26 protein-coding genes and 1 other RNA gene are annotated in these 25,950 nt (G+C 59.9%); 22 read left to right on the top strand and 5 right to left on the bottom strand.

The genetic code is table 11. The features are described from left to right. Positions 1-85: 85 nt before the first annotated feature. Positions 86-1,126, bottom strand: a complete 1,041-nt coding sequence (locus AABM54_RS21340; protein WP_347901959.1) for an NADP(H)-dependent aldo-keto reductase — start codon at positions 1,124-1,126, stop codon at positions 86-88. A 248-nt stretch (positions 1,127-1,374) separates the two neighbouring features. Between AABM54_RS21340 and rplM the strand changes: the two genes are divergently transcribed. The 7 genes from rplM (at position 1,375) to AABM54_RS21305 (ending at position 6,247) form a co-directional block, all read left to right on the top strand. After that, the gene (rplM, locus tag AABM54_RS21335; protein WP_019693576.1) at positions 1,375-1,803 is read left to right on the top strand and encodes a 50S ribosomal protein L13; all 429 of its coding nucleotides are present in this window, start codon (positions 1,375-1,377) and stop codon (positions 1,801-1,803) included. Positions 1,804-1,817: 14 nt separating this feature from the next. Continuing rightward, positions 1,818-2,210: a 30S ribosomal protein S9 gene (rpsI, locus tag AABM54_RS21330; protein ID WP_002555064.1), complete on the top strand. Its 393-nt coding sequence runs from the start codon at positions 1,818-1,820 to the stop codon at positions 2,208-2,210. Between the two features lie 252 nt (positions 2,211-2,462). After that, positions 2,463-3,056, top strand: a complete 594-nt coding sequence (gene petA / locus AABM54_RS21325; RefSeq protein ID WP_347901956.1) for a ubiquinol-cytochrome c reductase iron-sulfur subunit — start codon at positions 2,463-2,465, stop codon at positions 3,054-3,056. Next, a complete protein-coding gene (locus AABM54_RS21320) occupies positions 3,056-4,267 on the top strand; it encodes a cytochrome bc complex cytochrome b subunit (protein ID WP_347901955.1) in 1,212 nt (403 codons plus the stop codon). Before petA ends, AABM54_RS21320 begins: the two co-directional genes overlap by 1 nt. Further along, positions 4,267-5,049, top strand: coding sequence for a cytochrome c1 (locus AABM54_RS21315; protein ID WP_347901954.1), 783 nt, complete (start codon positions 4,267-4,269; stop codon positions 5,047-5,049). The genes AABM54_RS21320 and AABM54_RS21315 overlap by 1 nt, the downstream gene beginning before the upstream one ends. Positions 5,050-5,199: 150 nt before the next feature. Further along, a complete protein-coding gene (locus tag AABM54_RS21310) occupies positions 5,200-5,817 on the top strand; it encodes a glutathione S-transferase N-terminal domain-containing protein (RefSeq protein ID WP_347901953.1) in 618 nt (205 codons plus the stop codon). A 16-nt stretch (positions 5,818-5,833) separates the two neighbouring features. Then, on the top strand, positions 5,834-6,247 hold the full coding sequence (locus tag AABM54_RS21305) for a ClpXP protease specificity-enhancing factor (RefSeq protein ID WP_347901951.1): 414 nt from the start codon (positions 5,834-5,836) through the stop codon (positions 6,245-6,247). 86 nt (positions 6,248-6,333) lie between these two features. Here AABM54_RS21305 and AABM54_RS21300 read toward each other — a convergent pair whose 3' ends face one another. The 4 genes from AABM54_RS21300 to AABM54_RS21285 form a co-directional block, all read right to left on the bottom strand. Then, positions 6,334-6,912, bottom strand: coding sequence for a BON domain-containing protein (locus AABM54_RS21300; protein ID WP_347901950.1), 579 nt, complete (start codon positions 6,910-6,912; stop codon positions 6,334-6,336). After that, entirely contained in the window at positions 6,909-7,502 is a 594-nt protein-coding gene (locus tag AABM54_RS21295; protein WP_007904374.1) for a phosphoheptose isomerase, read from the bottom strand. Before AABM54_RS21295 ends, AABM54_RS21300 begins: the two co-directional genes overlap by 4 nt. A 101-nt stretch (positions 7,503-7,603) precedes the next feature. Then, a complete protein-coding gene (locus tag AABM54_RS21290) occupies positions 7,604-7,966 on the bottom strand; it encodes a YraN family protein (RefSeq protein WP_347901949.1) in 363 nt (120 codons plus the stop codon). Continuing rightward, positions 7,966-9,777: a penicillin-binding protein activator gene (locus AABM54_RS21285; RefSeq protein WP_347901948.1), complete on the bottom strand. Its 1,812-nt coding sequence runs from the start codon at positions 9,775-9,777 to the stop codon at positions 7,966-7,968. The genes AABM54_RS21290 and AABM54_RS21285 overlap by 1 nt, the downstream gene beginning before the upstream one ends. A 209-nt stretch (positions 9,778-9,986) precedes the next feature. Here AABM54_RS21285 and rsmI point away from each other — a divergent pair, with 209 nt between their 5' ends. From rsmI to AABM54_RS21210, 15 genes are all read left to right on the top strand, one after another. After that, entirely contained in the window at positions 9,987-10,859 is an 873-nt protein-coding gene (rsmI, locus tag AABM54_RS21280; RefSeq protein ID WP_347901947.1) for a 16S rRNA (cytidine(1402)-2'-O)-methyltransferase, read from the top strand. Between the two features lie 75 nt (positions 10,860-10,934). Further along, an RNA gene (gene rnpB, locus AABM54_RS21275) (RNase P RNA component class A) lies at positions 10,935-11,288 on the top strand. Positions 11,289-11,689: 401 nt separating this feature from the next. Then, positions 11,690-12,145, top strand: a complete 456-nt coding sequence (gene mraZ, locus AABM54_RS21270; protein ID WP_347901946.1) for a division/cell wall cluster transcriptional repressor MraZ — start codon at positions 11,690-11,692, stop codon at positions 12,143-12,145. Between the two features lie 2 nt (positions 12,146-12,147). Next, positions 12,148-13,089, top strand: a complete 942-nt coding sequence (gene rsmH / locus AABM54_RS21265) for a 16S rRNA (cytosine(1402)-N(4))-methyltransferase RsmH (protein ID WP_347906273.1) — start codon at positions 12,148-12,150, stop codon at positions 13,087-13,089. Next, on the top strand, positions 13,086-13,379 hold the full coding sequence (gene ftsL, locus AABM54_RS21260; protein WP_347901945.1) for a cell division protein FtsL: 294 nt from the start codon (positions 13,086-13,088) through the stop codon (positions 13,377-13,379). The genes rsmH and ftsL overlap by 4 nt, the downstream gene beginning before the upstream one ends. After that, positions 13,379-15,118 carry a penicillin-binding protein 2 gene (locus tag AABM54_RS21255; RefSeq protein ID WP_347906272.1) on the top strand — a complete coding sequence of 580 codons (1,740 nt, stop codon included), beginning with the start codon at positions 13,379-13,381 and terminating at the stop codon, positions 15,116-15,118. The genes ftsL and AABM54_RS21255 overlap by 1 nt, the downstream gene beginning before the upstream one ends. Continuing rightward, positions 15,118-16,581, top strand: a complete 1,464-nt coding sequence (locus AABM54_RS21250; protein ID WP_347901944.1) for a UDP-N-acetylmuramoyl-L-alanyl-D-glutamate--2,6-diaminopimelate ligase — start codon at positions 15,118-15,120, stop codon at positions 16,579-16,581. The genes AABM54_RS21255 and AABM54_RS21250 overlap by 1 nt, the downstream gene beginning before the upstream one ends. Then, complete coding sequence (gene murF, locus AABM54_RS21245; RefSeq protein WP_347901943.1) at positions 16,574-17,941, top strand: UDP-N-acetylmuramoyl-tripeptide--D-alanyl-D-alanine ligase; 1,368 nt, start codon at positions 16,574-16,576, stop codon at positions 17,939-17,941. Before AABM54_RS21250 ends, murF begins: the two co-directional genes overlap by 8 nt. After that, positions 17,941-19,023, top strand: a complete 1,083-nt coding sequence (gene mraY / locus AABM54_RS21240) for a phospho-N-acetylmuramoyl-pentapeptide-transferase (protein WP_347901942.1) — start codon at positions 17,941-17,943, stop codon at positions 19,021-19,023. Before murF ends, mraY begins: the two co-directional genes overlap by 1 nt. Positions 19,024-19,028: 5 nt before the next feature. Then, on the top strand, positions 19,029-20,375 hold the full coding sequence (murD, locus tag AABM54_RS21235; protein WP_347901941.1) for a UDP-N-acetylmuramoyl-L-alanine--D-glutamate ligase: 1,347 nt from the start codon (positions 19,029-19,031) through the stop codon (positions 20,373-20,375). Positions 20,376-20,377: 2 nt separating this feature from the next. Further along, positions 20,378-21,589 (top strand): putative lipid II flippase FtsW, encoded by a 1,212-nt coding sequence (gene ftsW / locus AABM54_RS21230; protein ID WP_347906271.1) that lies wholly within the window; start codon positions 20,378-20,380, stop codon positions 21,587-21,589. Next, positions 21,579-22,649, top strand: a complete 1,071-nt coding sequence (murG, locus tag AABM54_RS21225) for an undecaprenyldiphospho-muramoylpentapeptide beta-N-acetylglucosaminyltransferase (RefSeq protein WP_347901940.1) — start codon at positions 21,579-21,581, stop codon at positions 22,647-22,649. Before ftsW ends, murG begins: the two co-directional genes overlap by 11 nt. Positions 22,650-22,662: 13 nt before the next feature. Beyond that, the gene (gene murC / locus AABM54_RS21220; RefSeq protein ID WP_347906270.1) at positions 22,663-24,102 is read left to right on the top strand and encodes a UDP-N-acetylmuramate--L-alanine ligase; all 1,440 of its coding nucleotides are present in this window, start codon (positions 22,663-22,665) and stop codon (positions 24,100-24,102) included. Continuing rightward, on the top strand, positions 24,099-25,079 hold the full coding sequence (locus tag AABM54_RS21215) for a D-alanine--D-alanine ligase (RefSeq protein WP_347901939.1): 981 nt from the start codon (positions 24,099-24,101) through the stop codon (positions 25,077-25,079). Before murC ends, AABM54_RS21215 begins: the two co-directional genes overlap by 4 nt. A 4-nt stretch (positions 25,080-25,083) precedes the next feature. After that, positions 25,084-25,950 (top strand): cell division protein FtsQ/DivIB, encoded by an 867-nt coding sequence (locus tag AABM54_RS21210; RefSeq protein WP_347901938.1) that lies wholly within the window; start codon positions 25,084-25,086, stop codon positions 25,948-25,950.

Genomic DNA, 25,950 nt, shown 5'->3' with positions numbered 1-25,950 from the left:
ATGGGTTCTATGTATGACCACATGTTTGTGATCGGCATAGGCTCCTGTGGGAGCGGGCTTGCTCGCGAATGGATCTAAAGGTCAATCAGGGTGCCGGGTTCGGGTGATCCTTGTGGATCACATCGATTCCCGCCAGCACTTCATCCGACAGCTTCAGGTCGAAGCTGGCAATGTTGCTGTCCAGTTGCTCCAGTGTTGTCGCCCCAATGATGTTGCTGGTGACAAACGGTTGCTGGGTCACAAAGGCCAGGGCCATTTGTGCCGGGTCCAGGCCATGTTCACGGGCCAGAGCCACATAGCGGCTGCACGCGGCTTCCGACTGCGCGTTGAAATAGCGGCTGAAGCGGCTGTAGAGGCTCAGGCGACCTTTGGCCGGGCGTGCCCCGCCTTCGTACTTGCCCGAGAGAAAGCCGAACGCCAGCGGCGAGTAGGCGAGCAGGCCGCATTGTTCGCGGATGGCGATTTCCGACAGGCCCACTTCGAAGCTGCGGTTGAGCAGGTTGTAGGGGTTCTGGATCGATACCGCGCGCGGCCAGCCTCGGGCCTCGGCCAGCGCGAGGAATTTCATGGTGCCCCATGGCGTCTCGTTGGACAGGCCAATGTGGCGGATCTTGCCAGCCTTGACCTGTTCGTCGAGCGCTTCGAGGGTTTCCTCCAGCGGGGTGAACGCTTCGTCTGCGTTGTGCTTGTAGCCGAGCTGGCCGAAGAAGTTGGTGCTGCGCTCGGGCCAGTGCAGTTGGTAGAGGTCGATCCAGTCGGTCTGCAAGCGCTTGAGGCTGGCATCCAGGGCTTCGACGATGTGCCGGCGATTGTGTTTGAGCTGACCGTCGCGGATGTAGTCGATGGTGTTGCCGGGGCCGGCGATCTTGCTTGCCAGAATCCAGTCGGCGCGATCACCACGGCTCTTGAAGTAGTTGCCGATGTAGCGTTCGGTGGTGGCGTAGGTTTCTGCCTTGGGTGGCACCGGATACATCTCGGCGGTGTCGATGAAATTGATCCCGGCGCTCTTGGCCCGTTCAATCTGTGCGAAGGCCTCTGTCTCGCTGTTTTGCTCGCCCCAGGTCATGGTCCCGAGGCAGATTGCACTCACGTTCAGATCGGTACGGCCCAGCTGTCGATAGTCCATCGGGTAGTCCTTGGAGGAAAACAATCATAAAAGCAGGTTGAATTTTTTTTCGCAATCTGCATAATTGCGCACCTCTTTCTGCAGTGGAAGTGATGCGCCGCCTGCCGAAGAATCTTGCCGTTGAACGGACGCGCCGACCCGAGCCCCCGATAGCGTCTGTACCCGGCTGCCTTTGACTTGTCAAAGTACGCACTATTCAGTAAGATCCGCCGTCTAAATTTACAGGGCGGCCCCTGAGGCTATAAAGAATGAAAACTTTTACTGCTAAACCGGAAACAGTAAAGCGCGACTGGTTCGTCGTCGACGCTGCTGGTCAGACCCTGGGTCGTCTGGCCACCGAGATCGCGAGCCGTCTGCGTGGCAAGCACAAGCCTGAGTACACTCCTCACGTTGACACCGGCGACTACATCGTCGTTATCAATGCCGAGCAGATTCGTGTGACTGGTGCTAAAACCACCGACAAAATCTACTACTCCCACTCCGGTTTCCCGGGCGGCATCAAGTCGATCAACTTCGAAAAACTGATCGCTAAAGCCCCTGAGCGCGTGATCGAGACCGCGGTCAAAGGCATGCTGCCTAAGAACCCGCTGGGTCGCGACATGTATCGTAAGCTGAAAGTCTATGCGGGCGCTGCACACCCTCATACTGCTCAGCAGCCCCAAGAACTGAAGTTTTAACGGAATAGTTCATTATGTCGGCGACTCAAAATTACGGCACTGGCCGTCGCAAGACCGCAACCGCACGCGTTTTCCTGCGTCCGGGCACTGGTAACATCTCCATCAACAACCGTTCGCTGGATAATTTCTTCGGCCGCGAAACTGCCCGCATGGTAGTTCGTCAGCCGCTGGAATTGACTGAGACTGTCGAAAAATTCGACATCTACGTCACCGTGATCGGTGGTGGTGTAAGTGGTCAAGCTGGCGCAATCCGCCACGGTATCACTCGCGCTCTGATGCAGTACGACGAAACTCTGCGCGGTGCTCTGCGCAAAGCCGGCTTCGTTACTCGCGATGCACGTGAAGTTGAACGTAAGAAAGTGGGTCTGCGTAAAGCGCGTAAGCGTCCGCAGTACTCGAAGCGTTAATTCGCTTTCGCGTTCAAAGCGCCCAGTCTCCTCACGGAGCTGGGCGTTTTTTATGGGCGGCGTTTTATGGTGTGACAACTTGCCACATCCGCAGAGGCCCTATACTACAAGGCTTGGCGCTGGTGTCGGGTGGTAATTACCTTGTCAGAATAGGGGCTTTTCATTACCATTCTGCAAAATTTTTATAAGTTCAGATTTTTACTTAGTAGATGCCTGATTTAACAGGCCACAAAGCTGATGGGAGAGGACTGAATGAGCAATGACGGCGTGAATGCAGGCCGGCGTCGCTTCTTGGTAGCAGCCACATCCGTGGTGGGTGCTGCAGGAGCGGTGGGGGCTGCGGTCCCGTTCGTGGGGTCATGGTTTCCCAGTGCCAAGGCGAAAGCTGCAGGTGCACCGGTGAAAGTGAATGTCAGCAAGATTGAACCAGGTCAGCAGATGATTGCTGAGTGGCGCGGTCAGCCGGTGTTCATTGTCCGCCGTACCGAGGAAATCCTGGGGAATCTTAAGAAGATCGAGGGACAGCTGTCTGACCCTTCCTCCAAGAACTCGACACAACCAACTTATGTCGACCCGGAAGTGCGATCGATCAAGCCAGAAATTCTGCTGCTGATCGGTATCTGCACGCACCTGGGCTGTTCGCCGACCTTCCGTCCAGAAGTGGCGCCTGCGGATCTGGGCAAAGACTGGGTAGGTGGCTATTTCTGCCCTTGCCACGGTTCCCACTACGATCTGGCTGGCCGCGTCTACAAGTCGCAACCTGCGCCTTTGAACCTGCCAGTTCCCCCGCATTCCTATGAGTCGAACGACATCATTGTCGTTGGCGTCGATACGGAGAAAGCGTGATGAGCAAGTTCATGGATTGGGTTGATGCGCGCTTCCCCGCAACCAAAATGTGGGAAGACCATCTCAGCAAGTATTACGCCCCGAAGAACTTCAACTTCTTCTACTTCTTTGGCTCCCTGGCACTGCTGGTTCTGGTTAACCAGATCGTTACCGGTGTCTGGCTGACCATGAGCTACACCCCGTCGGCGGAAGAGGCATTCGCCTCCGTCGAATACATCATGCGCGACGTCGAGTACGGCTCGATCCTGCGTCTGCTGCACTCCACTGGCGCTTCGGCGTTCTTCATCGTGGTTTACATGCATATGTTCCGTGGCTTGCTCTACGGTTCGTATCAGAAACCACGTGAGCTGGTGTGGGTGTTCGGCATGCTGATCTACCTGGCGCTGATGGCTGAAGCCTTCATGGGCTATCTGCTGCCGTGGGGCCAGATGTCCTACTGGGGTGCCCAGGTGATCATCTCGCTGTTCGGTGCGATCCCGGTCATCGGTAACGACCTGACCCAGTGGATCCGTGGTGACTACCTGATTTCCGGTATTACCCTGAACCGCTTCTTCGCCTTGCACGTCGTGGCTTTGCCTATCGTGATCCTGGGCCTGGTGGTGTTGCACGTCCTGGCGCTGCACGAAGTCGGTTCGAACAACCCGGACGGCGTGGACATCAAGAAATACAAAGACGAAAACGGCGTACCGCTGGATGGCATTGCTTTCCACCCGTACTACACCGTGAAAGATATCGTCGGCGTGGTGGTGTTCCTGTTCATCTTCTGTTCGATCGTGTTCTTCTTCCCCGAGATGGGTGGTTACTTCCTCGAGAAGCCGAACTTTGAAGTCGCGAACGCCTTCAAGACCCCGGAACACATTGCACCGGTTTGGTACTTCACCCCGTTCTACGCGATCCTGCGTGCGGTTCCGGACAAGCTCCTGGGCGTTATTGCCATGGGTGCTGCGATTGCCGTGCTGTTCGTGTTGCCTTGGCTTGACCGTAGTCCGGTCAAATCCATGCGCTACAAAGGCTGGCTGAGCAAGATCTGGCTCTGGGTGTTCTGCATTTCGTTTGTGATTCTGGGTGTGCTGGGTGTTCTGGCACCTACGCCAGGCCGTACGTTGCTGTCGCAGGTATGTACCTTCCTGTACTTCGCCTACTTCATTCTGATGCCGTTCTACACCAGGCTCGAGAAGACCAAACCGGTTCCGGAAAGGGTGACTGGCTGATGAAAAAGCTATTTGCTGTATTGATTCTCGCGGCGTTGCCTGTGTTCTCCTTTGCGGCTGAACACGGTGGCCCGGAGCTGGAAAAAGTCGACATCGACGTTTCCGACAAAGCGGCCATGCAGGACGGCGCGCGTACGTTCGCCAACTATTGCATGGGTTGCCACAGCGCCAAATTCCAGCGCTATGAGCGTGTTGCCGACGATCTGGGGATTCCTCACGATCTGATGCTGAAAAACCTGGTGTTCACGGGCGCCAAGATCGGCGACCACATGAGCATCGGCATGCAGCCGGCAGACGCCAAGGCCTGGTTCGGCGCTGCGCCGCCAGACCTGACCCTGGTGGCTCGCGTTCGTGGTACCGACTGGCTCTACGGTTACCTGAAGTCGTTCTACGAAGATCCGTCGCGTCCTTGGGGTGTGAACAACAAGGTGTTCCCGAACGTCGGTATGCCTAACGTTCTGGTCGGCCTGCAAGGTCGTCAGGTGGTAGGCTGCAAGCAGGTTCCAATCGTCGAGGATGGCAAGAAGCAGTATGATCCTCTGACCGGTACGCCTTTGACTCATGAAGCGTGCGACCAGCTGACCATCGTGGAAAAAACCGGCGCGCTGAACGAAGAGCAGTTCGATGAGAAGGTCAAGAACCTGGTGACCTTCCTGGCCTACTCGGCCAACCCGGTGAAGCTGCAGCATCAGCGCATCGGTACCTACGTGTTGCTGTATCTGGCGTTCTTCTTCGTATTCGCTTACTTGCTCAAGCGTGAATACTGGAAAGACGTACATTGATAAAACGTTAAGCAATTGCTGTTGAACGCGCGCGCCCAAGGGCGTCTCTGAAAGTGTAACGAGCCTGGTCCGCCAGGCGTTACGGGAGGCGCCCTCTGGGCGCGCGCGTTTTTCCGCTTCCGATAATTTCAACAAGCGAGGAGGACCGCCATGGGCGTGACCAATCGGTTGGCCTGTTACTCCGACCCCGCTGACCACTATTCCCACCGAGTGCGCATCGTACTGGCAGAGAAGGGTGTCAGCGCCGAGATCATCAGTGTGGAGGCGGGTCGTCATCCGCCAAAACTGATCGAAGTGAACCCTTACGGCAGCTTGCCCACCCTGGTCGATCGTGACCTGGCGTTGTGGGAGTCGACCGTGGTGATGGAATATCTGGATGAGCGTTATCCGCACCCGCCGCTGCTGCCGGTTTATCCTGTAGCGCGTGCCAACAGTCGTCTGCTGATTCATCGTATTCAGCGTGACTGGTGTGGTCTGGTGGATCTGATCCTGGATTCGCGGACCAAAGAGGCGGCGCGTGCCGTGGCTCGTAAAGAGCTGCGCGAAAGCCTGACCGGTGTTTCGCCGTTGTTCGCCGACAAGCCGTTCTTCCTCAGCGAGGAACAAAGTCTGGTGGACTGCTGCCTATTGCCAATACTCTGGCGTTTGCCGATTCTGGGTATTGAACTGCCGCGGCCTGCCAAGCCGCTGCTTGATTACATGGAGCGCCAGTTTGCGCGTGAGGCTTTCCAGGCGAGTCTGTCTGGCGTCGAACGCGATATGCGCTAAGGCTTAAGGAGCCGCTATGAACTCCAGTCGACCTTATCTGGTCCGCGCGCTCTACGAGTGGATTGTGGACAACGATTGCACCCCGCACATGCTGGTCAATTCCGAGTACCCGTCTGTACAGGTGCCACAAGGTTTTGCCAGTGACGGACAAATTGTCCTGAACGTTTCGCCTGCCGCTGTGCGTCACTTGCACATGGACAACGACGCGGTCAGCTTCGAAGGGCGTTTCGGCGGCGTGCCGCACACCCTGTACGTGCCTATCGCTGCGATCCTGGGCATTTACGCCCGGGAGAACGGCCAGGGCATGGTGTTTGATCTGGAATCGCCTATGGACGACGAGGAAGAGATCGAGCCCGATGACGATCTGCCGCCACCCGATAGCGAACCGCCGCGCCCAACCGGCCGGCCAAGTTTGAAGGTTGTGAAGTAATAAAAAAGGCGATCCACATGGATCGCCTTTTTTGTGCCTGCTCTTCTGTCGTTCTGCAGGAGCAAAGCCTGCGAGTGGGACAGGTATCAGTCGATGTATTCGAACAGCTTCACGATTTTCTGCACGCCCGAAACACCTTGCACCAGGTTGGTGGCCTGGGCGGCTTCCTGCTTGGTCAGCAGGCCCAGCAGGTAGACGATGCCGTTCTCGGTCACGACTTTGATGCGTGAGCCGGGGATGCTGGCGTCGGTGAGCATCTGGGTTTTGATCTTGGTGGTCAGCCAGGCATCGTTCTGGCGGGCCAGCAACGAAGACGGTTGCAGGATTTGCAGTTCGTTGTGCACGGTCTTGACGCGCTGAACGGCGGCTGCGGCTTGCCCGGCCTGTTCCTTGAGGTCGGCACGTGGGGTTTGCCCGGCGAGCAGCACGACGCCGTTGAAGCTGGTGACGACGATGTGCGAGTTGTTGTCCAGGTCCGGGTTGGCCTTGGCAACGTTCACGCCAACCTTGGTATCAATCAAGGAGTCATCGATCTTGCTGCCGAAAGTGCGGGTGCCACGGTCGTCTTCAATGGGGGCTTCGCGGCTGGCGGTAATCACCGAGGTGCAACCGCTGATGCCAAGGCACAGGGTCAGGGCCAGAAGGCCAAGGCGATGAGGGGTCATTCTTCACTCCCGAACAATTGGCTGTCGATCAAATCGCAAAGGCAATGGATCGCCAGCAGGTGGACTTCCTGAATACGTGCTGTGACGTTGGCCGGTACGCGAATCTCGACGTCTTCGGGCAATAGCAGCGAAGCCATGCCGCCGCCGTCGCGACCGGTCAATGCTACGACAATCATTTCGCGATCATGTGCGGCCTGGATCGCTTGAATAATGTTTGCCGAGTTGCCGCTGGTAGAAATCGCCAGCAGTACGTCGCCGGGTTGGCCGAGGGCGCGGATCTGTTTGGAGAAGATTTCGTTGTAGCTGTAGTCGTTGGCGATCGAGGTGATCGTCGAGCTGTCGGTTGTCAGCGCGATGGCAGGCAGGCTCGGGCGCTCACGTTCGAAGCGGTTGAGCAGCTCCGAGGAAAAATGCTGGGCATCGCCGGCGGAGCCGCCGTTGCCGCAGGAGAGCATTTTGCCTTCGTTGAGCAGGGCATTGACCATCACCTGGCTGGCTTGCTCGATGTGCGGTGCAAGTACGTCCATCGCCTGTTGCTTGGTGTCGATACTGGCCTGAAAAAGCTGGCGAATTCGCGATTGCATGTCCATCTGTGTGACCTTAAGTAGCGCGGCGTGGTGGCACAGGAATGTGCAGCCCGCAAAGCAAAGAGCAAAAGTGCAGGGTGAAAATCGGCCTTGCCTGAGAGCATTCAGCTGTCAAAGGCGTTCCGTAGCCAGTTCAATTGGGCGGCGGTGCTGTCGATGGCAACCACATCGAAACGACAGGGATGGTTGGCCCAGCGTGACTCGCGCTGCAAAAAATACTGCGCCGCGAGAATCAGTTTCTGACGCTTGCGTGCATCAATGCTGGCGAGCGCGCCACCCCATTGGGTGTTTTGTCTGTAGCGGACTTCGACGAATACTACTGTATCGCCGTCAAGCATGACCAGATCAAGCTCGCCGCGTTTACACAACCAGTTCTGCGCCAGAAGGCGCAGACCCTGTTGCTGGAGATGCCTGAGCGCCTGGCTTTCGGCATCTCGACCGCTTTGTTGGCTTGACCTGTCGGGCATCAGCGCGGGGTATCGGGCAGGCGTTGAACCTGGCCGCTGACAAACTGCGCCCACGGCAACTGGCGCTGGATACGTTGAGATGGAGTCATGGCGAGGCTGCCCGACTGGCCTTCGATGCGGCTGTCCGGCAACGCTTTGAGCTGGCCCAGGCGAGGCGCCAGGCGATAGGCGTCCACACCCATGGCGTACAGGCGGCCCAGGCTGCTGCCGGCTTGTGGCCACTGTGCAGTCACTTGTTTGCGCAGCGGGTCGTTGGCGTCCAGCAACCATGGGGTTTCGCAGAAGCGAATACCGTTCATGTCGTTGTACTGATTCTGGTCACCGCTGGCGCTGTACACGTGAGAGGTGGCATAGACCGGCACGTCACCGGCGTACTGGAAGTTCAGGGTCGGTTTGATCTGCTGGGCCTGCTGAGGCGTGCCGGCAAGGAAAATGAACTCGATATCCTGACGACGTGCAGGCTGGGCGGCGATCTGGGTGCCGACGGTGCTTTGCAGGCTCTTGGCGCGACCTTCGCTTTGACGCAGCTGGAACAGGTCGGCGATCTGCTGGGCCAGGGCGACGGGCTGGTCAATGCGCTCGATACCGATCACCGTGCCACCGTTGGCTTCCCAATCCTGACGGAAGGCTTTGAGCACGCGATCGCCCCATTCGCCTTTCGGCACCATGGCAGCGGCGCGATGCAGGCCGTCGGCACGTGCGCGACGCGAAACTTCGCGGGCTTCGTCTTCGGCGGCAAGGCCGAACTGGAACAGTTGCGCAGGACCTTGTTCGCCTTCGCTGTAGTTCAGCGCAAGGGTAGTGATTGGCAGTTGCGGGCGGGCGCTGAGTTGTTTGACCAGTGGTTTTTCCAACGGGCCGATCACCAGTTGCACGCCATCGGCCTGGGCCTTGCGATAGAAGTCGTCCAGCGAAGTCAGGCGCGAGCTGTCATAGAACTGGATGCTTGGCGGCTTTTGCCCGGCTTGTTGAGCCTGGTAATGAGCGGCCATGAAGCCTTCGCGCAGTGCTTTGGCCACCGATGCCAGCGGGCCATCTTGCGGCAGCAGCAGGGCGATTTTGTTCAGTGGCTGGCTGGCCAGTTCCTTGAGCTTGGTCAGTGGCAGCGGCAGTTGAATAGCGGCCGGGTGCTTGGGATTCTGGGCGCGCCAGTTGTCGATGGCTGCCTGTTGTTGCTCCAGGGTGCCGGCAGATTTAACGGCCAGGGCCAGGCTCAACCAGCCGCCGAGGTCGTCGGTGCTGGCAGGTTGCAGCTGTTCGGTCGGCAACGAGGCGATCAGTGCCCAGATGCTTTCGTGGTTCTTGCTGGCTGCATCGCCGCTGAGCAGCGGTGCGATGAAGATCCGCTCACGAGCGGCGGCCAGTGTTTGACCATCCGCTTCAAGCGCGCGGGCGTGAACAGTGCCTGTACGCACTTGTTGCTCCACCGGCAGCTCGCCCAAGCGTTGCAGGCTTGGGTGGCTCAATGCGGTCAGCGCAGCTTTGGGCTGGTTGCGGGTCATGGCCAGTTCGGCCGCCAGGGTGCTGGCGAAAACCTGTTGGCCAGGTTTCAACTGCTCCAGCGGGACCAGTTGCAGAATTTGTGCGGACTTGCCGGCGTTGCCCTGGCGGTAGGCCAGGTCTGCGGCGCTCAAGCGCAGCAAGGCTGTCTTGTCCGGTGATTTGCTGGCGGTGGCCTGTTCAAGCAATTGCTCGATACTGGCATCCGGGGTCCGTGGAAGTTCGCCAAGGCTGGAGGAGGGCGAGCTGGCGCAAGCCGCCAACAGGGCAGCGAGGCAAAGGGCAGAGAGCAGCCGCAGGCAAGCGATCATGTAAGTGTTCCTGATACTCGATCAAATTAGCGTCGAATTGTACCCAAGCGCTGGCCGGGGCGCGATGTTACTGGCGTTAAACGGTCAATTTAGGTCGTGTAAATGTTGCCGGACCCGAGAAAAGCCTGCGTCGCAAGATTTCTGCCGCACGCATTCAAAGTGCTTCTACGCGCTACAATGCCGGTTTTACCGATCATGAGGTGTGCGTTTTGACTGCTCCAGGTGCTTTGAATTCTGCTGCTGGCTCGCTTTATGTGGTGGCGACGCCCATCGGCAACCTGGACGACATCAGTGCGCGGGCGCTGAAAATCTTGCGCGAGGTGGCGTTGATCGCCGCTGAAGATACCCGCCATTCGTTGCGTTTGTTGCAGCACTTCGGGATCGCTACACCGCTGGCAGCGTGCCATGAGCACAATGAGCGCGATGAAGGCAGTCGCTTTATCACGCGGTTGCTGGCCGGCGACAATGTTGCGCTGATCTCCGATGCCGGGACGCCGCTGATTTCCGATCCGGGCTATCACTTGGTGCGTCAGGCGCGCGCGGCGGGTATCAGTGTGGTGCCGGTTCCGGGTGCGTGTGCGTTGATCGCCGCGTTGTCGGCGGCGGGACTGCCCTCGGACAGGTTTATTTTCGAAGGTTTCTTGCCGGCCAAAGCGGTGGGGCGTCGGGCGCGCCTGGAAGCTATAAAGGAAGAACCGCGCACGCTGATCTTCTATGAAGCGCCGCACCGGATTCTTGAGTGCCTGCAAGATATGGAGTTGGTGTTCGGTCCTGAACGTCCGGCCTTGCTGGCGCGTGAGCTGACCAAAACCTTCGAAACACTTAAAGGGCTGCCGTTGGCTGAGCTGCGGGCCTTTGTCGAGGCCGACAGCAATCAGCAGCGCGGCGAGTGTGTGGTGTTGGTGGCTGGCTGGACGGCGCCCGAAACCGAAGATGCGGTCAGCAGCGAGGCGATGCGTATTTTGAATCTGCTGCTCGAAGAGATGCCGCTCAAGCGTGCGGCGGCGCTGGCAGCGCAAATCACTGGCGAGCGCAAGAATGTGCTGTATCAGGTGGCACTGGAAAAACAAAAAGCCGAGTAACAACGCGGGTTGCAGAGCGGCAAAAGGCTTTTAGCGCTTGTTCTTCGGCCGCTCTGCCGTTAACCTTCGCGACGGAGAGTCGATCGGACAGTCGCTGCCCTCTATGAAAATTAGGGGGGGGAGGAAAGTCCGGGCTCCATAGGGCGAAGTGCCAGGTAATGCCTGGGAGGCGTGAGCCTACGGAAAGTGCCACAGAAAATAACCGCCTAAGCGCTTCGGCGCCGGTAAGGGTGAAAAGGTGCGGTAAGAGCGCACCGCACGTCTGGCAACAGTTCGTGGCTAGGTAAACCCCACTTGGAGCAAGACCAAATAGGGTCCCAAGGCGTGGCCCGCGCTGGGACCGGGTAGGTTGCTAAAGATGTCCAGTGATGGCCATCGTAGACGAATGACTGTTCAAGACAGAACCCGGCTTACAGATCGACTCTCCACCTTTTTCCGCTGCTGCTGAATCATCGGCAGAAGCACCCGTAGTACTGATTGGCCACTTGCTTGATCTCATGGCAGTGGCACCGAGATAGTGGCCATTTCCCTCCCTGCTTGAATCACTAGCAGAAGCGCTTTTGTAATACCGAAAAAATCTTACTCTTAACAAATTACTTTAACTTCTGAGTCTAGCTTTCTGAGTGGATTGAAGTTATTGGGCAAAATCCTCCGCCAAATTCTCGTTACCCCTCCTCTTACGCTCCTAAATCTCCGTTCTGTAAGGGTTTTCCTTTAATCCGCGCCTTGACGGTGTAGTGGGCGCATTCCTATAGTGTGCGCAAGTGGCGGAAAGTGGCATGAAGTGGGTTTTTTGAGCGTAAAACGCTAATATTTGGAGAAACGCAGACGTGTTTCGCGGAGCCAACGCTATCAGTCTCGATGCAAAAGGCCGACTCGCTATGCCGAGCCGGTATCGTGACGAGCTCGTTTCGCGAAGTTCCGGGCAGTTGATCGTCACGATCGACGCTGTTGACCCTTGTTTGTGTGTTTACCCGCTCGATGAGTGGGAGCTGATTGAAACCAAACTGCGCGCACTGCCTTCGCTTCGCGAAGAAAACCGCCGTTTGCAGCGTTTGCTGATTGGTAACGCCGTCGACCTCGAGCTCGATGGCAGTGGTCGTTTTCTGGTTCCACCACGTCTGCGCGACTATGCCAAGTTGGATAAGCACGCGATGTTGGTAGGCCAACTGAACAAGTTCCAATTGTGGGACGAGGATGCCTGGAACGCGGTTTCTGCTGCGGACCTGGCTGCTATTCAACAACCGGGCGCCATGCCTGATGAACTGCGTGATTTGATCCTGTGACTATTGATAGCGGCTTTAACCACATCACCGTACTGCTTGACGAAGCCGTCGAGGCTCTCGCTGTACGCCCTGATGGTTGCTATCTGGATGGCACATTCGGGCGCGGCGGACATAGCCGCCTGATACTCAGCCAGCTCGGTCCTGATGGACGGTTGCTGGGGTTCGATAAAGATCCTCAGGCGATTGCCACCGGGCAAACGCTAGCGGCCGAAGACGGCCGCTTTGTCGTTGTGCAGCGCAGCTTTGCCGAGCTGGGTTCGGAAGTTGCCGAGCGCGGCCTGGCCGGCAAGGTCAGCGGCGTTCTGCTCGATCTGGGCGTCTCTTCGCCACAGCTCGACGACCCTGAGCGCGGCTTCAGTTTTCTCAATGACGGCCCGCTCGATATGCGCATGGACCCGTCTCGCGGGATCAGCGCTGCCGAATTCGTCAACACCGCCCCCGTTGAAGAAATTGCCCGTGTGTTCAAGGAATACGGTGAGGAGCGTTTCTCCGGTCGTATGGCGCGCGCCGTGGCCGAGCGTCGTGATATCAAGCCGTTCGAGCGTACGGGCGACCTGGCTGAAGTCCTGAAAGTTGCGAACCCGGCGTGGGAGAAGGGCAAGAACCCGGCAACCCGTGCGTTCCAGGGCCTGCGTATTCATGTGAATAACGAACTGGGCGATCTGGAAACCGGCCTTGAAGCCGCGATGGAATGCCTGGAGATTGGTGGCCGTCTGGTGGTCATCAGCTTTCACTCCTTGGAAGACCGCATCGTCAAACTGTTCATGCGCAAGCTGGTGAAAGGCGAAGCCGATAACCTGCCGCGCAATCTGCCGGTGCGACACGTCGCTTTCGAACCCAAAATCAAAGTCCATGGCAAAGCGCAGACGGCCTCCGATGCCGAACTCAAAGCCAACCCTCGTTCCCGTAGCGCCGTCATGCGCGTCGCGGAGAAGCTGCGGTGAGCAAGCTTTTCGCCAAGCCACTTCCTGGCGGAAGCTTTTTCATGCTTTTGCTGTTCGTCGGCGTATTGGTGTCCGCGATTGCGGTGTCTTACAGCGCCCACTGGAACCGTCAGTTGCTGAACGCGCTGTATGGCGAATTGAGCGTGCGTGACAAGGCGCAAGCCGAATGGGGTCGGTTGATTCTTGAGCAAAGTACCTGGACCGCGCACAGCCGTATCGAAGTGCTGGCGAGCGAGCAGTTGAAGATGCACATCCCGGGCGCGGCAGAAGTCCGCATGGTGGCGCCATGATGAAACTCGAGGGCGCCCTCTATCCCTGGCGATTCCGTGTGGTGCTGGGGCTGCTGGCACTGATGGTCGGCGCGATCGCCTGGCGTATTATCGACCTGCAAGTGGTCGACCGCGATTTCCTCATCGGTCAGGGCGATGCGCGCAGCCTTCGCCACATCCCGATTCCGGCTCACCGCGGTTTGATCACCGACCGCAACGGCGAGCCGTTGGCCGTGAGTACCCCGGTCACTACGCTGTGGGCCAATGCCAAGGAAATGCAACTGGCCAAGGACAAGTGGCCGGCATTGGCCGCTGCGTTGGGGCAGGACCCGAAGGCACTGACCGAGCGTCTTGAAGCCCAGGCCAACAAAGAATTCATTTACCTGGTGCGCGGGTTGACCCCCGAGCAGGGCCAGGTTGTGCTCGACCTTAAAGTGCCAGGCGTTTATGGCATTGAAGAGTTCCGGCGTTTCTATCCGGCCGGTGAGGTCACCGCCCACATGGTCGGTTTTACCGACATTGATGACCGTGGTCGGGAAGGCGTCGAATTGGCCTATGACGAATGGCTGGCCGGAGTTGCCGGCAAACGTCAGGTCATCAAGGACCGTCGCGGCAGACTCATTAAAGATGTACAGGTCACCAAAAACGCCAAGGCCGGCAAGCCCTTGGCGTTGTCGATTGACCTGCGCCTGCAATACCTGGCCAACCGCGAGCTGCGCAACGCCATCGTCGAGAACGGTGCCAAGGCTGGCAGCCTGGTGATCATGGACGTGAAGACCGGCGAGATCCTCGCCATGGTCAACCAGCCGACCTACAACCCGAACAACCGTCGCAACCTGCAACCGGCAATGATGCGTAACCGCGCCATGATCGACGTGTTCGAGCCGGGCTCGACCATGAAAGCGATCTCCATGAGCGCGGCGCTGGAAACTGGCCGCTGGAAGCCGAGCGATACCGTCGAGGTTTATCCGGGCACCCTGCAACTGGGCAAATACACCATTCGCGACGTTTCCAAGACAGAAGGCCCGGTGCTCGACCTGACCGGCATTCTGATCAACTCCAGTAACGTGGGCATGAGTAAGGTCGCCTTCGATATTGGCGGTGAAACCATTTTCCGCCTGGCGCAGAAAATCGGCCTCGGCCAGGACACCGGCCTGGGGTTCCCGGGCGAGCGCGTCGGCAACCTGCCGAACTATCGCGAATGGCGCAAAGCCGAGACAGCTACGTTGTCGTACGGCTACGGCCTCTCGGTGACCGCCATTCAACTGGTCCACGCCTTCTCGGCGTTGGCCAACAACGGCCGTATCGCGCCGCTGACCCTGATCAAGACCGACAAGACTCCGCAAACCACCCAGGTGATTCCGGAGAAGGTTGCGAAAACCATGCAGGGCATGTTGCAGCAAGTGATCGAGGCCCCACGTGGCGTGTTCCGTGCACAAGTGCCGGCTTACCACGTGGCCGGAAAATCCGGTACTGCGCGTAAAACGTCGGTGGGCACCAAAGGCTACGCCGAGAACTCCTACCGTTCGCTGTTTGCCGGTTTCGGCCCGATGAGTGATCCGCGTTATGCCATCGTGGTGGTCATCGATGAGCCGAGCAAGGCTGGCTACTTCGGCGGCCTGGTCTCTGCGCCGGTGTTCAGCAAAGTGATGTCCGGCACCCTGCGCCTGATGAATATCACCCCGGACAACCTGCCGCCGACCCAGCAAGCCAACGCTGCACCGGTCATTCCCGTTAAAGCCAATGGAGGGCGTGGCTGATGTCTCTGAGCCTGAACAAGATTTTCGCCCACGCTGGTCGTGATCTGCTGATTCGCGAGCTGACCCTGGACAGCCGTAACGTGCGGGCTGGCGATCTGTTTCTCGCCGTTCCTGGCGGCAAACTCGATGGTCGCGCGCACATCGCCGATGCCTTGCAGCGTGGCGCAGCCGCCGTGGCTTACGAAGTCGAAGGCGTGACGGTGCTGCCGATTACTGACGTGCCGCTGATCCCGGTCAAGGGCCTGGCCGAGCAACTGTCGGACATCGCCGGGCGTTTTTACGGCGACCCGAGCCGCCACCTGAATCTGGTCGGCGTGACCGGCACCAACGGCAAAACCAGCGTGACCCAATTGGTTGCGCAGGCACTGGACCTGCTGGGTCAGCACTGCGGTATCGTCGGCACCCTGGGCACCGGTTTCTACGGCGCGCTGCAAAGCGGCCTGCACACCACGCCCAACCCGATTGCGGTGCAAGCCACCCTCGGCGACCTGAAAAAGGCCGGCGCCAAAGCCGTGGCCATGGAAGTATCGTCCCACGGTCTGGATCAGGGCCGCGTTACCGCGCTGGCCTTCGATGTGGCGGTGCTGACCAATCTGTCCCGCGATCATCTGGACTACCACGGCACCATGCAGGCCTACGGCGACGCCAAGGCCAAGCTGTTCGCCTGGAATGACCTCAAGTGCCGTGTCATCAACCTTGACGACGAGTTCGGTCGCCAACTGGCTGCCGAAAAACGCGAGTCTCGACTGATTACCTACAGCCTGGAAGATGCCAGCGCTTACCTGTACTGCCGTGAGGCTCAGTTCGACGATGAAGGCGTGCGCGCCACATTGGTCACGCCTCAAGGCGAGCACCATTTGCGCAGTACCTTGCTGGGGCGCTTCAACCTGAGCAACGTGCTGGCGGCTGTCGGCGCCTTGCTGGGGCTGGACTACGCGCTGGATGAAATCCTGCGCGTGCTGCCGAAGCTCGAAGGTCCGGCCGGTCGCATGCAGCGCCTGGGCGGCGGTTCTCAACCGCTGGTGGTGGTCGATTACGCCCATACCCCGGATGCCCTGGAAAAAGTCCTGACCGCTCTGCGTCCGCACGCCAAGGGCAAGTTGCTCTGCCTGTTCGGGTGTGGCGGTGATCGCGATCGCGGCAAGCGTCCGCTGATGGCCGAAGTGGTAGAGCGCCTGGCCGATGGCGTTCTGGTCACCGACGACAACCCGCGCACCGAAGACCCTGCACGCATCTTCGACGACATCCGCGCCGGTTTCACGGCTGTGGATAACGTTCGTTTCGTCGCCGGCCGTGGTCAGGCGATTGCCCAGTTGATCGCCAGTGCGTCGGCGGATGATGTGATCGTTCTCGCGGGCAAAGGTCACGAGGACTATCAGGAAATCAACGGCGAACGCCATGATTTCTCCGACCTGGTGGAGGCCGATCGTGCCTTGACCGCCTGGGAGGTGGCCCATGCTTAAGGCCCTGTTGCTGAGTGATGTGGCAGGTCCGTTGGCCGGTCGTGTACTCGCCGCCGATAGCCGTTTCGATGGCGTGAGCATCGACAGCCGGGCTATCAAGCCAGGCCAGCTGTTTGTTGCCCTGACCGGACCACGTTTCGACGGTCATGACTACCTGAACGACGTGGCCGCCAAAGGCGCGGTCGCAGCCCTGGTCGAGCGTGAAGTGGCGAACAGCACATTGCCGCAACTGCTGGTAAAAGATACCCGTCAGGCCTTGGGCGAACTCGGCGCGCTGAACCGTGCGGCCTATTCGAATCCGGTGGCGGCGATTACCGGTTCCAGCGGCAAGACCACCGTCAAGGAAATGCTCGCGAGCATCCTGCGCACGCGCGGGCCGGTGCTGGCGACCCGTGGCAACCTGAACAACGACCTCGGTGTACCGCTGACGCTGCTCGAACTGGCGGCCGAACACACCGCTGCTGTCATCGAACTCGGTGCTTCGCGTATCGGCGAGATCGCCTACACCGTCAGCATGACCAAGCCGCATGTGGCCGTGATCAACAACGCCGGAACCGCCCACGTCGGCGAGTTCGGCGGGCCGGAAAAAATCGTTGAAGCCAAGGGCGAGATTCTCGAAGGGCTGGATGCCGATGGCATCGCCGTTCTCAATCTCGACGACAAGGCGTTCGGCATCTGGAAGGCCCGCGCTGCTGGTCGCAAAGTGCTGACCTTCGCCCTGAACAACCCAAGCGCCGACTTCCATGCCAGCGATCTTGACCGCGATGCTCGCGGTTGCCCGGCATTCAATCTGCACAATCCTGAAGGTGTGGAACGGGTTCAATTGAACCTGCTCGGTACCCATAACGTCGCCAATGCGATGGCCGCCGCCGCTGCCGCTCATGCCTTGGGCGTGTCGTTGTTCGGCATCGTCGCGGGCCTGAATGCCGTGCAACCGGTCAAGGGCCGTGCCGTCGCCCAATTGGCGACCAGCGGCTTGCGTGTAATTGATGACACTTACAACGCGAACCCCACCTCAATGTGCGCCGCCGTTGATATACTCGCCGGCTTTTCCGGCCGCACCGTCCTGGTGCTCGGAGATATCGGCGAGTTGGGCGAGTGGGCGGAGCAGGGGCACCGCGAAGTGGGCGAGTATGCCCGCGGCAAGGTTTTCGCGCTTTACGCAGTGGGTCCGATGATGGCGCATGCCGTCACGGCCTTCGGTGAACACGCTCATCACTTCGCCAATCAGGCTGATCTGATCGCGGCGCTGAGCGCCGAGCACGCAACAAACACCACTATTTTGATCAAGGGCTCGCGCAGCGCGGCGATGGAAAACGTCGTCGCGGCATTGTGCGGTTCGAGCGGGGAGAAACATTAATGCTGCTGCTGCTAGCGGAGTATCTGCAACAGTTCTACAAAGGCTTCGCGGTCTTCCAGTACCTGACCCTGCGCGGGATTCTTGGCGTACTGACCGCGTTGTCGTTGTCGCTGTGCCTGGGCCCGTGGATGATCCGCACCCTGCAAAATCGTCAGATCGGTCAGTCGGTGCGTAACGACGGCCCGCAATCGCACCTTTCCAAATCGGGCACCCCAACCATGGGTGGCGCGCTGATTCTTTCCGCCATCGGCGTCAGCACTTTGCTCTGGGCTGACCTGCACAACCGCTACGTCTGGGTGGTGTTGCTGGTAACCCTGTTGTTCGGCGCCATTGGCTGGGTCGACGACTACCGCAAAGTGATCGAGAAAAACTCCCGTGGCCTTCCGAGCCGCTGGAAGTATTTCTGGCAATCGGTGTTCGGCCTCGGCGCGGCGATCTTCCTGTACATGACGGCGCAAACCCCGGCCGAAACCACGCTGATCCTGCCGATGCTCAAGGATTACAGCATTCCGCTGGGCCTGGGCTTCATCGTCCTGACCTACTTCGTGATCGTCGGCACCAGCAACGCGGTCAACCTGACCGACGGCCTCGACGGCCTGGCGATCATGCCAACCGTGATGGTCGGCGGCGCACTGGGGATCTTCTGCTACCTGTCGGGTAACGTGAAATTTGCCGAATACCTGCTGATTCCTTACGTACCGGGCGCAGGCGAGTTGATCGTCTTCTGCGGCGCGTTGATCGGCGCCGGTCTGGGGTTCCTCTGGTTCAACACCTACCCGGCCCAAGTGTTCATGGGCGACGTCGGTGCACTGGCGCTGGGCGCGGCCCTGGGCACCATTGCAGTGATCGTTCGTCAGGAAATCGTTCTGTTCATCATGGGCGGCGTGTTCGTGATGGAGACCCTGTCAGTGGTCATTCAGGTCGCTTCCTTTAAGCTGACCGGTCGCCGTGTGTTCCGCATGGCACCGATTCACCACCACTTTGAACTCAAGGGCTGGCCCGAGCCGCGCGTGATCGTCCGTTTCTGGATCATCACCGTGATTCTCGTGTTGGTCGGCCTTGCCACCCTGAAGCTGAGGTAGAACGAGTGTCTCTGATCGCTTCTGACCACTTCCGCATCGTTGTCGGCCTCGGCAAGAGCGGCATGTCACTGGTTCGCTTCCTGGCGAACCGGGGCGTGTCCTTTGCCGTTGCCGATACGCGGGAAAATCCGCCGGAGCTGGTCACGCTGCGCCGCGATTACCCGCACGTGGAAGTGCGTTGTGGCGAGCTGGACGTCGAGTTTCTCTGCCGCGCCGATGAGCTCTACGTGAGCCCAGGCCTGGCGTTGGCGACACCGGCCCTGCAAGCGGCCGCGGCCCGTGGCGTGAAGCTGTCCGGCGACATCGAGCTGTTCGCGCGTAACGCGAAAGCGCCGATCATTGCCATCAGCGGTTCCAATGCGAAAAGCACCGTGACCACCCTGGTCGGCGAAATGGCCGCTGCGGCGGGCAAGCGTGTCGCCGTGGGCGGTAACCTCGGTACGCCGGCGCTGGACCTGCTCAGCGATGACGTCGAGTTGTACGTGATGGAGCTCTCGAGCTTCCAGCTAGAAACCACCGATCACCTCGGCGCCGAAGTGGCCACCGTGCTCAATGTCAGCGAAGACCATATGGATCGCTACAGCGGTCTGCCGGCTTATCACCTGGCCAAGCACCGGATTTTCCGAGGGGCGAAACAGGTGGTGGTCAACCGTCAGGACGCCTTGAGCCGTCCGCTGATGAGCGAAGGCTTGCCGTGCTGGACGTTCGGCCTGAGCAAACCGGATTTCAAGGCCTTTGGTCTGCGTGAAGAAGACGGCGAGAAGTACCTGGCCTTCGAATTCCAGAACCTGATGCCGGTGCGCGAATTGAAAGTCCGCGGCGCCCACAACCAGTCCAACGCCCTGGCGGCGTTGGCATTGGGGCACGCCGTCGGCCTGCCGTTCGACGCCATGCTCTCAAGCCTGCGGACCTTCGCCGGGCTTGAGCACCGTTGTCAGTGGGTTCGTGACCTGGACGGCGTCAGTTACTACAACGATTCCAAAGCCACCAACGTGGGCGCCGCACTGGCCGCCATCGAAGGCCTGGGGGCGGACATCGACGGCAAGCTCGTGCTGATCGCTGGCGGCGATGGCAAGGGTGCCGAGTTCAAGGATCTGCGGGGCCCGGTCGCGGCCAACTGCCGTGCCGTGGTGTTGATGGGCCGTGACTCCGGGTTGATTGGCCAGGCCATCGGCGATGCCGTACCGCTGATTCGCGTCAATTCCCTGGATGAAGCAGTCGAGCAATGCCGGGCTCTCGCCGAGCCGGGCGATGCCGTGTTGCTGTCGCCGGCGTGCGCCAGTTTCGACATGTTCAAGAACTACGAAGAACGTGGTCACCAGTTCGTCCGCGCTGTGGAGGACCTGGCATGAGCCTGAGAAACATCATCAAGCCGTATCCTTCGCCGCTCATCACCGGGCGTGGTATCGACCTCGACTTCCCGATGCTCGCTGGCTGCCTGGCATTGCTCGGCCTCGGGCTGGTCATGATTGCATCGGCCTCGACCGAAGTGGCGGCGGCGCAGTCGGGCAGCGCGCTGTACTACATGATTCGCCACCTTATCTACATAGTGCTGGGCCTGGGAGCCTGCATCGTCACCATGATGATTCCGATCGCCACCTGGCAACGCCTGGGCTGGATGATGCTGATTGGTGCGTTCGGTTTGCTGGTGATGGTGATCACTCCGGGGATCGGCCGTGAAGTGAACGGTTCGATGCGCTGGATCGGTTTCAGTTTCTTCAACGTTCAGCCTTCCGAGATCGCCAAGGTGTTCGTGGTGATCTACCTCGCCGGTTATCTGGTGCGTCGCCAGAAAGAAGTGCGCGAAAGCTGGATGGGCTTCTTCAAGCCGTTCATCGTTCTGCTGCCGATGGCGGGTCTGTTGCTGATGGAACCGGACTTCGGTGCCACCGTTGTGATGATGGGGGCTGCTGCGGCAATGCTGTTCCTCGGCGGGGTCGGGCTGTTCCGGTTTTCCTTGATGGTTGTCCTTGCGGTTGCGGCGGTGGTGTTGTTGATTCAGGTGCAGCCGTATCGAATGGCGCGCTTGACCAACTTTGCGGATCCGTGGGCTGACCAGTTCGGTGCCGGCTATCAGTTGTCTCAAGCGTTGATCGCTTTTGGTCGCGGCGAATGGCTGGGCGTAGGCCTGGGCAACAGCGTGCAGAAACAGTTTTACCTGCCGGAGGCTCACACCGACTTCGTGTTCTCGGTCCTGGCCGAAGAGCTGGGTGCCGTGGGTTCCATGTGCACGGTGGCGCTGTTCGTCTTTGTCTGTATTCGTGGCATGTACATCGGTTATTGGGCCGAGAAAGCCAAGCAATTTTTCGCCGCCTACATCGCGTACGGCTTGTCATTCCTGTGGATCGGCCAGTTCCTGATCAACATCGGGGTGAACGTCGGTTTGCTGCCGACCAAAGGGCTGACCTTGCCGTTCCTCAGCTACGGCGGCAGTTCCCTGGTGATCTGTTCTGCGTGCCTGGGCCTGTTGTTGCGTATCGAGTGGGAAAGTCGAACTCACCTGGGCAGCGAAGAGATGGAATTCAAGGAAAGCGATTTTGCCGAGGAGCCACCCCATGGGCGCTAACGTGCTGATCATGGCCGGCGGCACCGGTGGCCACGTGTTCCCGGCGCTGGCCTGTGCCCGCGAGTTTCAGGCGCGCGGTTACACCGTGCACTGGCTCGGGACGCCACGCGGCATCGAAAACGAACTGGTTCCGGCGGCGGGTCTGCCGTTGCACCGGATCAATGCCAGCGGTCTGCGCGGCAAGAGCAAGCTGTCGCTGCTCAAGGCGCCGTTCATGCTGCTCAAGTCGATCTGGCAGGCGCGGGCGGTCATTCGCCAGTTGAAGCCAGTTTGCGTGCTGGGCTTTGGCGGTTATGTGACCGGCCCCGGTGGCGTGGCCGCGAAACTGGCGGGCGTGCCGGTGATCGTTCACGAGCAGAACGCGGTGGCGGGTACCGCTAATCGGTTGCTGGTGCCGTTGGCCGCCCGAGTCTGTGAAGCGTTCCCCGACACCTTTACCCTGTCGGACGGTCGGCGTACCACCGGGAATCCGGTACGCACCGAGCTGTTCCTCGAGACACCGCGTCAGGCCCTGGCCGGACGCAAGGCGCGTTTGCTGATCCTGGGCGGAAGCCTGGGCGCAGAGCCGTTGAACAAGTTGCTGCCTGAAGCCCTGTCGCTGGTCGCCCCCGACCTGCGCCCGGAAGTGTTTCATCAGGCCGGCAAACACCACGATGAAGTGACTGCTGAGCGTTACCGCGCTGCCGGTGTCGAGGCGCAGGTGCAGCCTTTCATCAAAGACATGGCCCACGCCTATGGCTGGGCCGACCTGGTGGTTTGTCGCGCAGGCGCGCTGACCGTCAGTGAACTGGCCGCCGCTGGTCTGCCCTCGATGCTGGTGCCTTTGCCCCACGCGATCGACGATCACCAGACCCGCAACGCCGATTATTTGGCACAGGAGGGCGCTGCCTTCCTGATGCCGCAAAGAACGACTGGCGCAGCGGATCTCGCTGCACGCCTGACAGAGGTCTTGATGCAGCCACAACGACTCAACGATATGGCTGGCGCCGCGCGCCGCCTGGCCAAACCCGATGCCACCCGTAATGTGGTCGATACCTGCCTGGAGGTGGCCCGTGGTTGAGAATCAGAAAGCCATGCCACAACCGGAAATGCGCCGGATCCGCCGCATCCACTTCGTCGGCATCGGCGGCGTGGGCATGTGCGGGATTGCCGAAGTGTTGTTGAACCTGGGCTATCAAGTCTCCGGTTCCGACCTGAAAGCGTCGCCGGTGACCGAACGTCTCGAATCGTTCGGCGCACAGATTTTCATCGGCCACCGCGCCGAGAACAGCGCGAGCGCCGATGTACTGGTGGTGTCGAGTGCCGTGAACACCTCGAACCCGGAAGTCGCGACCGCCCTTGAGCGTCGCATTCCGGTGGTGCCGCGTGCCGAAATGCTGGCCGAGCTGATGCGCTACCGCCATGGCATCGCCGTGGCCGGTACCCACGGCAAAACCACCACCACCAGCCTGATTGCTTCGGTGTTCGCGGCCGGTGGCCTGGACCCGACATTCGTGATCGGTGGTCGTCTGAATGCCGCTGGCACCAATGCACAGTTGGGCACCAGCCGTTACCTGATCGCCGAAGCCGATGAAAGCGATGCGAGCTTCCTGCACTTGCAACCGCTGGTGGCCGTGGTCACCAACATCGACGCCGACCACATGGCGACCTACGACGGTGACTTCAACAAACTGAAGAAAACCTTCGTCGAATTCCTGCACAACCTGCCGTTCTACGGTTTGGCCGTGATGTGCCTGGACGACCCGGTTGTGCGCGAAATCCTGCCGCTGGTCAAGCGTCCGACCGTGACCTACGGCTTCAGCGAAGACGCTGACGTACGCGCGATCAATGTTCGCCAGCAGGGCATGCAGACCTTCTTTACCGTGCTGCGTCCTGACCGTGAGCCACTGGATGTGTCGGTGAACATGCCGGGCAACCACAACGTGCTCAATTCCCTGGCAACCATCTGCATCGCCACCGACGAGGGCGTCAGCGATGAAGCCATCGTTCAGGGCCTGTCGGGCTTCCAGGGCGTGGGTCGACGCTTCCAGGTCTACGGCGAACTGCCCGTCGAAGGTGGCAACGTGATGCTGGTGGACGACTACGGTCACCACCCGACCGAAGTGGCCGCGGTGATCAAGGCCGTGCGCGGTGGCTGGCCGGAGCGCCGTCTGGTGATGGTTTACCAGCCGCACCGTTACAGCCGCACCCGCGACCTGTACGACGATTTCGTCAATGTACTGGCCGACGCCAACGTGCTGTTGCTGATGGAAGTCTACCCGGCCGGTGAAGAACCGATTCCCGGTGCCGACAGCCGCAAGCTGTGCAACAGCATCCGCCAGCGCGGTCAGTTGGACCCGATCTACATCGAGCGCGGCATTGACCTGGCGCCAGTGGTCAAGCCACTGCTGCGTGCCGGCGACATCCTGTTGTGCCAGGGCGCCGGTGACATCGGTGGCCTCGCGCCGAAACTGTTGAAAAGTCCGTTGTTCGCGGGCGCCGTTGCGGCTGCCGGCCCGGAGAAATTGAAATGACTGCTGCCTATTCCAGCCTGTTCTCGACGATTGCCCCGAAAGACTTCGGCCGCGTCGCCGTGCTGTTCGGCGGCAAAAGCGCCGAGCGTGAGGTGTCGCTGAAATCCGGCAACGCGGTGCTTGAAGCCCTGCAAAGCGCGGGCGTGGATGCGTTCGGCATCGACGTCGGCGACGACTTCCTGCAGCGTTTGCTGAACGAGAAGATCGATCGCGCGTTCATCATTCTCCACGGCCGTGGCGGTGAAGACGGCAGCATGCAGGGCTTGCTCGAGTGCCTGGGTATTCCCTACACCGGCAGCGGCATCCTCGCGTCGGCGCTGGCGATGGACAAACTGCGGACCAAACAGGTCTGGCACACCCTGGGTATTCCAACGCCACGTCATGCGGTGCTGAGCAGCGAAGCCGACTGTATTTTGGCGGCGACGGAACTGGGCTTCCCTTTGATCGTCAAACCGGCCCATGAAGGTTCCAGTATCGGTATGGCCAAAGTGTCCAGCGCGTCTGAATTGATCGACGCCTGGAAAGCGGCCAGTACCTACGATTCGCAAGTGTTGGTCGAGCAATGGATTCAAGGTCCGGAGTTCACCATCGCCACCCTGCGTGACCAGGTGTTGCCGCCGATTGCCTTGGGCACACCGCACACGTTCTACGACTACGACGCCAAGTACGTGGCATCCGATACCCAGTATCGGATTCCTTGTGGCCTGGACAGCACCAAAGAACAAGAACTCATGGACCTCACGGCGAAAGCCTGTGAGGCGCTGGGTATCGCCGGTTGGGGACGGGCTGACGTGATGCAGGACGCCGAAGGGCAGTTCTGGTTCCTGGAAGTCAACACTGCACCGGGTATGACCGACCACAGTCTGGTCCCAATGGCAGCACGCGCCGCCGGTCTGGATTTCCAACAGTTGGTGTTGGCGATCCTGGCGGCCAGTGTTGGCAGCAACGCTGCCGGTAACAAAGAGCCGCGAGGGTAAGTCCATGCAAGGCCACCAGCTACGTCATCAGCCACCCGCACCCGGCCGCAAGCCGGTGCCGCGGGGTGCCAGCCGGATGGTGGCCAAAGAGCCGATGTCGGTGCGCCTGCCGAAAGCCAACTTTGGTTTTCTCAAAGCCTTGTTCTGGCCCGTGCTGCTGGTTGCCCTTGGGTTCGGTACTTACGAAGGCGCGCAGCGGTTGCTGCCCTACGCCGACCGGCCGATCACCAAGATCAACGTGCAGGGCGACCTGAGCTACATCAGCCAGCAAGCGGTGCAGCAGCGGATCGCCCCGTACGTGGCGGCGAGCTTCTTCACCATTGATCTGGCGAGCATGCGTACCGAGCTGGAGCAGATGCCATGGATCGCTCATGCCGAAGTGCGGCGCGTGTGGCCGGACCAGGTGGTGATTCGCCTGGAAGAGCAATTGCCCGTGGCCCGTTGGGGCGACGAAGCGTTGCTGAACAACCAGGGCCAGGCGTTCACGCCGCGTGAGTTGGCCAACTACGAACACCTGCCTCAACTGTTCGGGCCTCAACGGGCACAGCAACAAGTGATGCAGCAGTACCAGGTATTGAGCCAGATGCTGCGCCCGATGGGCTTCTCGATTGCACGCCTGGAACTGCGTGAACGAGGCAGCTGGTTCCTGACCACCGGTGCCGGTAGCGCAGGCCCCGGGATCGAACTGCTGCTGGGACGCGGCGCCCTGGTAGAAAAGATGCGCCGCTTCATTGCCATTTATGACAAGACGCTCAAAGAACAGATTACGAACATCGCGCGCATCGACCTGCGTTATGCCAACGGCCTCGCCGTCGGCTGGCGGGAACCTGTAGCGCCCACGACGGCCCAACCCGCCGTCGCGAAGAATTAA

The sequence above is a fragment of the Pseudomonas purpurea genome (assembly GCF_039908635.1).
Taxonomy (GTDB): Bacteria; Pseudomonadota; Gammaproteobacteria; order Pseudomonadales; family Pseudomonadaceae; genus Aquipseudomonas; species Aquipseudomonas purpurea.
This window is presented reverse-complemented; position numbering and strand designations above follow the sequence as displayed.

Coding starts and splice junctions, on each gene's coding strand:
- AABM54_RS21320 (WP_347901955.1), top strand. CDS start 3,056: ATGAGCAAGTTCATGGATTGGGTTGATGCGCGCTTCCCCGCAACCAAA.
- AABM54_RS21315 (WP_347901954.1), top strand. CDS start 4,267: ATGAAAAAGCTATTTGCTGTATTGATTCTCGCGGCGTTGCCTGTGTTC.
- AABM54_RS21295 (WP_007904374.1), bottom strand. CDS start 7,502: ATGGACATGCAATCGCGAATTCGCCAGCTTTTTCAGGCCAGTATCGAC.
- AABM54_RS21290 (WP_347901949.1), bottom strand. CDS start 7,966: ATGCCCGACAGGTCAAGCCAACAAAGCGGTCGAGATGCCGAAAGCCAG.
- murF (WP_347901943.1), top strand. CDS start 16,574: ATGCTTAAGGCCCTGTTGCTGAGTGATGTGGCAGGTCCGTTGGCCGGT.
- murG (WP_347901940.1), top strand. CDS start 21,579: ATGGGCGCTAACGTGCTGATCATGGCCGGCGGCACCGGTGGCCACGTG.
- AABM54_RS21285 (WP_347901948.1), bottom strand. CDS start 9,777: ATGATCGCTTGCCTGCGGCTGCTCTCTGCCCTTTGCCTCGCTGCCCTG.
- mraY (WP_347901942.1), top strand. CDS start 17,941: ATGCTGCTGCTGCTAGCGGAGTATCTGCAACAGTTCTACAAAGGCTTC.
- AABM54_RS21215 (WP_347901939.1), top strand. CDS start 24,099: ATGACTGCTGCCTATTCCAGCCTGTTCTCGACGATTGCCCCGAAAGAC.
- AABM54_RS21250 (WP_347901944.1), top strand. CDS start 15,118: ATGTCTCTGAGCCTGAACAAGATTTTCGCCCACGCTGGTCGTGATCTG.
- AABM54_RS21340 (WP_347901959.1), bottom strand. CDS start 1,126: ATGGACTATCGACAGCTGGGCCGTACCGATCTGAACGTGAGTGCAATC.
- AABM54_RS21255 (WP_347906272.1), top strand. CDS start 13,379: ATGAAACTCGAGGGCGCCCTCTATCCCTGGCGATTCCGTGTGGTGCTG.
- rpsI (WP_002555064.1), top strand. CDS start 1,818: ATGTCGGCGACTCAAAATTACGGCACTGGCCGTCGCAAGACCGCAACC.
- AABM54_RS21210 (WP_347901938.1), top strand. CDS start 25,084: ATGCAAGGCCACCAGCTACGTCATCAGCCACCCGCACCCGGCCGCAAG.
- AABM54_RS21300 (WP_347901950.1), bottom strand. CDS start 6,912: ATGACCCCTCATCGCCTTGGCCTTCTGGCCCTGACCCTGTGCCTTGGC.
- murC (WP_347906270.1), top strand. CDS start 22,663: ATGCCACAACCGGAAATGCGCCGGATCCGCCGCATCCACTTCGTCGGC.
- petA (WP_347901956.1), top strand. CDS start 2,463: ATGAGCAATGACGGCGTGAATGCAGGCCGGCGTCGCTTCTTGGTAGCA.
- AABM54_RS21310 (WP_347901953.1), top strand. CDS start 5,200: ATGGGCGTGACCAATCGGTTGGCCTGTTACTCCGACCCCGCTGACCAC.
- rplM (WP_019693576.1), top strand. CDS start 1,375: ATGAAAACTTTTACTGCTAAACCGGAAACAGTAAAGCGCGACTGGTTC.
- AABM54_RS21305 (WP_347901951.1), top strand. CDS start 5,834: ATGAACTCCAGTCGACCTTATCTGGTCCGCGCGCTCTACGAGTGGATT.